Origin of the sequence: Levilactobacillus paucivorans (assembly GCF_001437125.1) — a bacterium.
Classification (GTDB): domain Bacteria; phylum Bacillota; class Bacilli; order Lactobacillales; family Lactobacillaceae; genus Levilactobacillus; species Levilactobacillus paucivorans.
Map to the genome: position 1 here is coordinate 1 of NZ_JQCA01000090.1, position 4,445 is coordinate 4,445.

Annotated in this window: 4 protein-coding genes, 2 pseudogenes and 1 riboswitch; of the genes and pseudogenes, 3 read left to right on the forward strand and 3 right to left on the reverse strand. The window is 51.6% G+C overall.

What is annotated here, in order from left to right; genetic code table 11:
• Positions 1 to 247 precede the first annotated feature (247 nt).
• Both IV54_RS07690 and IV54_RS07695 read right to left on the reverse strand, forming a co-directional pair.
• Positions 248 to 478 carry a CrcB family protein gene (locus IV54_RS07690; protein WP_065868917.1) on the reverse strand — a complete coding sequence of 77 codons (231 nt, stop codon included), beginning with the start codon at positions 476 to 478 and terminating at the stop codon, positions 248 to 250.
• Positions 472 to 870, reverse strand: coding sequence for a fluoride efflux transporter FluC (locus tag IV54_RS07695; RefSeq protein WP_054712831.1), 399 nt, complete (start codon positions 868 to 870; stop codon positions 472 to 474). The genes IV54_RS07690 and IV54_RS07695 overlap by 7 nt, the downstream gene beginning before the upstream one ends.
• A gap of 185 nt (positions 871 to 1,055) precedes the next feature.
• Positions 1,056 to 1,124, forward strand: a riboswitch (Fluoride riboswitch).
• Positions 1,125 to 1,180: 56 nt separating this feature from the next.
• On the opposite strand from IV54_RS07695, the gene eno reads away from it, so the two are divergent.
• The 3 genes and pseudogenes from eno to IV54_RS07715 all read left to right on the forward strand — a co-directional run bounded on the left by eno (position 1,181) and on the right by IV54_RS07715 (position 4,369).
• Entirely contained in the window at positions 1,181 to 2,467 is a 1,287-nt protein-coding gene (gene eno, locus IV54_RS07700; RefSeq protein WP_057878789.1) for a phosphopyruvate hydratase, read from the forward strand.
• Between the two features lie 74 nt (positions 2,468 to 2,541).
• Positions 2,542 to 3,826 (forward strand): annotated as a pseudogene (locus IV54_RS07705) (HAD-IC family P-type ATPase); the annotation flags it as partial.
• Between the two features lie 303 nt (positions 3,827 to 4,129).
• A complete protein-coding gene (locus IV54_RS07715; RefSeq protein WP_057878792.1) occupies positions 4,130 to 4,369 on the forward strand; it encodes a hypothetical protein in 240 nt (79 codons plus the stop codon).
• Here IV54_RS07715 and IV54_RS11765 read toward each other — a convergent pair.
• Positions 4,356 to 4,445: pseudogene (locus tag IV54_RS11765) on the reverse strand (IS5/IS1182 family transposase); the annotation flags it as partial. The gene IV54_RS07715 and the pseudogene IV54_RS11765 overlap by 14 nt on opposite strands.

Consider the following 4,445-nt stretch of genomic DNA (forward strand, 5'->3'; position numbering starts at 1 on the left):
AATAGGAAGAGAATTCATAGTTCACTGGGCTACCAGACCCCCTTACAAGTTGAAATCGCAACACTTACGAGCCAAATGGCCGCCTGATTTAATGCTTTCCATGGTTCAAATAAGTTATTAATCACGATTAATGATTTATTTGAGCTGTGGAAGGTAAACGCGGTTCTGAATGTCTCTTAAAACCTGTCTCAAATATTGACTTCAATCCAACGCACAGTAACGCCGGTTGCGCAACAAGATAAACGCATCAGTCATGAATGTGGAAAAAGTCGTGTACCCACCACACACCGGTCAAAAGTAGCAGTGACCACGCTTGCTGCAGTGCGCACATCGCCAAAAATCCCGCCAAGAAGGCACCACTAGCATTGATCACAAGCGTCGCCACCGACACCCAAGTCCACCAGTTCTTGCCTAGCTGCGTCAGCACGTATTGCATCACGGCGCCGACCCCAGCGCCTAAAGTCACTAACATCACCATGTTTGTCGCCGCCTTCCCCAGGCTTCGGCGCATAAATACCCGCTAAACGCAGCGCCTAAACCAACAAGCAGCTCAAGCAAGAAGATCCTGATCTCGTACACCGGCGATTCGCCGACGTTTTTGTAAAGGTTCGGCACCATCGTCGAAAACGTCGTAAACGCGCCGACAAAACCAGTCCCTAACGCCAAAATCAGCCAGCCCGGCAAATCTATGTACACCGCTAGGCCATAAGTGACAAACTCCAGCAAAAATCTGCCGATCAGATTCACCGCCGTGGTGCCGAGCATCGTGTCGGCATCATTAAGCCACAAGCCAATTTCCCAGCAGGCAATCCCACCGAAACAGCCGCCGATGAACATCGCTAAAATATCTTGGTATCGCAATCGCTGCATTAAACTTCCCCGTAAAACGCGGCCACCAAAATACAGGCAGTCGCGTGGTTACACTCATCAAAATTTAATATAGCGTCTAGCGTTATAGCAAAACATACAGCTGTAAGACAAGCCCGCCTTTTGCACGAAAATTTGTCGGTCTGGCTTGTGCAAAATTTCGTAAGGGAGTATGCTTTGGGTGCTAAAAGTTAATCGGCGATGACGTTCGCCACTAAAACTAATTGGTAAATCAATTTGATGACGTCTACTGCACAGATTTTGCGTGCAGTAGACGTAGACGTCATCTTTTTTTACCGGAAGGAGCACAATTATGTCAGTAGTGATTGAATCTGTGAAGGCGCGCGAGATCTTCGACTCCCGCGGCAACCCAACTGTTGAGGCCGATGTTAATCTCTCGGACGGTACGCTCGGCCGCGCGGAGGTACCATCTGGTGCATCGACCGGCGAAAAAGAAGCCGTCGAGTTGCGCGACGGCGGCGACCGGCTTCAAGGCAAAGGCGTCTCAAAGGCCGTGGCCAACGTCAATACCGAGATCAACAAGGCTTTGCACGGCACTGACCCCTTCAACCAAGCCCACATCGACCAGCTGATGATCGACTTAGACGGCACACCTAACAAGGCTCGCCTAGGGGCTAACGCGATCCTGGGTGTATCAATGGCCACTGCCCGTGCAGCAGCCAACGCCTTGCACACACCGCTGTATCGTTACCTTGGCGGCACCGAATTGGAACTGCCACAAACGTTCCACAACGTGATCAACGGTGGTGAGCACGCCGACAATGGCATCGACATTCAGGAATTCATGATTACCCCAGTCGATCGTTCCAGCTTCCGTGATGGCTTCGAGAAAATCGCCAACACCTACCACACCTTGAAGAAGGTGATCGAAGAAGCTGGCTACACCACCGGCCTCGGCGATGAAGGAGGCTTTGCCCCTGACCTCAAGAACTCCGAAGACGCCTTGCAGATGCTGCATGACGCCATCATCAAGGCAGGCTACACGCCTGGCAAGGAAATCGCCATCGCCTTTGACGCGGCGGCATCATACTTCTACAACCGCGACACCAAGAACTATGACTTTGAAGGCAAAACCTACACACCTGCCGAATTAGGAGAATACTACATTCACCTGCTGGACAAGTTCCCAGAGATCATCTCCATCGAAGATCCTTATGGGGAAGAAGACTGGGGCCACTTCGCTGACTTTACCAAGAAGTACGGCGATCGCGTGCAACTTGTCGCAGACGATCCGGTCTGCACTAACCCAGCCTTGATCAAAGACGCCATCAAACGAGGCATGGCCAACAGTATCTTGATCAAGCTTAACCAGATCGGCACGGTCACCGAAACGCTGGAAGCAATCCGCTTAGCGCGCAAGAACGGCTACACTACCATGATGTCTCACCGTTCTGGTGAAACCGGCGACACCTTTGTCGCTGACTTTACCGTCGCCACGAACACTGCGCAACTCAAGTCCGGCGCTCCAGCCCGTTCCGAGCGTGTGGAGAAATACAACCAACTGTTACGGATCGAAGAAGAACTTGGCGCTGACGGCACGCGCCTAGCCCACTTCCCAGATTCGGTCGACTTCGACTGATTAGCATTGATCCAGCGGCCGAGCACTAATATGTGCGCGGCCGTTTGTTATTTTGAAAAAAGCTGGTGTCTACTATGACCAAAAAGAATACGCTAGACGGCCTCACCCAAGCCGAAGCTGACCGGCGACTGGCCCGCGATGGCTTCAACGAAGTGGCCGAAACCCCCTTCAACTTTGCCACGGCCATTATCACCCGCCTGTGGGGGCCTAGCGCGTGGATACTCGAAGCGGCGCTGATCATTGAAATCGTGTTAGGCAAAGGCATCCAAGCCGGGTTCATCGTGCTAATGTTGCTCTTTGCCGCGGTCAATGGCGCGATTCAATCTCGCCGCGCCAACACGGTCTTACGCAGCCTATCACATGACTTATCGCCGACCACCGCAGTCAGCCGCGATGGCAAGTGGAAACAGGTGTCAGCCAAGTACTTAGTCGTTGATGACCTCATCAGCCTACGCCAAGGGGACATTATCCCCGCTTACGCGCGCCTGCTGACGGACACGCTGGAAGCCAACGAAAGCAGTATCACGGGCGAAGCCAAGGCCGTCAACCGCACCCCTGGTGATACGGCCTATGCCGGCACCGAAGCCCTCTCCGGCAACGCCTTAGCGATCGTCACCGCCACCGGTGCTAATAGCCGCAGCGGCAAAACAATCAGCCTGATCAACCAAAGCTCGGCGCCGGGCCATTTGCAGAAACTATTGGGCAAAATCATCGGCTATCTGGCAGCACTCGATGCAGTGTTGGCCGTGCTGTTGATCATCGTGGCCGTTGTCCGCCACGAAGACTTAGTTGCCATGCTACCGTTTCTTGCAATGCTGTTCATCGCGACGATCCCGATCGCCATGCCATCGAGTTTTGCCGGCAGACGGACTGACCCCGATCATCGAGATCCTAGATGCCGGCCACCACGTCTATCAACGCATGATGACCTGGACGATCACCAAACTTTCACGCACCGCAGAGTTGCCGCTGCTATTGACATTAGGTTACCTGATTCTCCACTTCATTCCGCTGACCTTAAACGCGATGATCTTGGTCGCAATTCTGAATGATTGTGTGACCCTTGTGCTCGGCACTGACCGCACAACGATCACACACCAGCCAGAAAGCTGGAATCTGGCTAAACTTAGCAAGATCGCTGGTATCCTGGCCATAGGTTGGTCAGCGGTCGGCTACGGTTGGCTAACTTGGTTACAACAGCTCGGTCTTACTACTGATCAAATCAGCACCGGCCTTTACGTCTACCTTATCTTTAGCGCGATGTTGACGATCCTGATGACCCGCACCAAAAAGCCGTTCTGGGCTAACCTGCCCAGTCGTGCCGTGTCAATAGCAATCGGCGGCAACTGCGCATTGACGCTGGTTCTGGCACTTACCGGCTGGGGGATCGCCGCACTCAGTCCAGCATTAGTTGGCTTAGCAATCGTGATCACTGTATTAACTGGCATTGTGCTGACAGTGATTCGATTTGCGGCACGCATCTAGCGAACTTTCACCAGATCCACACCACTTTTGAACCCATTGGCCAATGTGTATTGGCTGATGTTTTTTTGCTTTCCTACGATTTTAGTTACCTAATTTAACGTTTTGGTTTCACCGCCACGCTCAAATTCGGTCTGTATAAGTGTAACTAATTTTCTCAAATCTAGGGAGGCTGTATTCATGAGTAGTGAGCGTGAAGTGTCAAAAATGTTTGTCCGATATATGCAACGTGTGCTTCGCAACGAGCGAATCAACTTTTATCGAAAGCACCTAAGAGATGTTAAAGAAACGCCACTTGAGGACTGGTTATTAGAGGAAATCGTCGAACCATCCCATCTGTCCGACTTTCTTCTGATCGAAAACGAAGTTGCCAATCTCGAATCATTCATCGAAAATGAGAAGCTGTCTAAAATCTCTTAAGTAATAGTGCTAAAAACGCTAAAACGACCATTTGCAGACTGGTGGTTAATTGACGCTCACAATTTTTCCAAAGTCG

What these genes read in the sequence shown, in the direction of transcription:
- IV54_RS07695 (WP_054712831.1), bottom strand. Translation starts at nt 870, where the DNA reads ATGCAGCGATTGCGATACCAAGATATTTTAGCGATGTTCATCGGCGGC.
- IV54_RS07690 (WP_065868917.1), bottom strand. Translation starts at nt 478, where the DNA reads ATGGTGATGTTAGTGACTTTAGGCGCTGGGGTCGGCGCCGTGATGCAA.
- IV54_RS07715 (WP_057878792.1), top strand. Translation starts at nt 4,130, where the DNA reads ATGAGTAGTGAGCGTGAAGTGTCAAAAATGTTTGTCCGATATATGCAA.
- eno (WP_057878789.1), top strand. Translation starts at nt 1,181, where the DNA reads ATGTCAGTAGTGATTGAATCTGTGAAGGCGCGCGAGATCTTCGACTCC.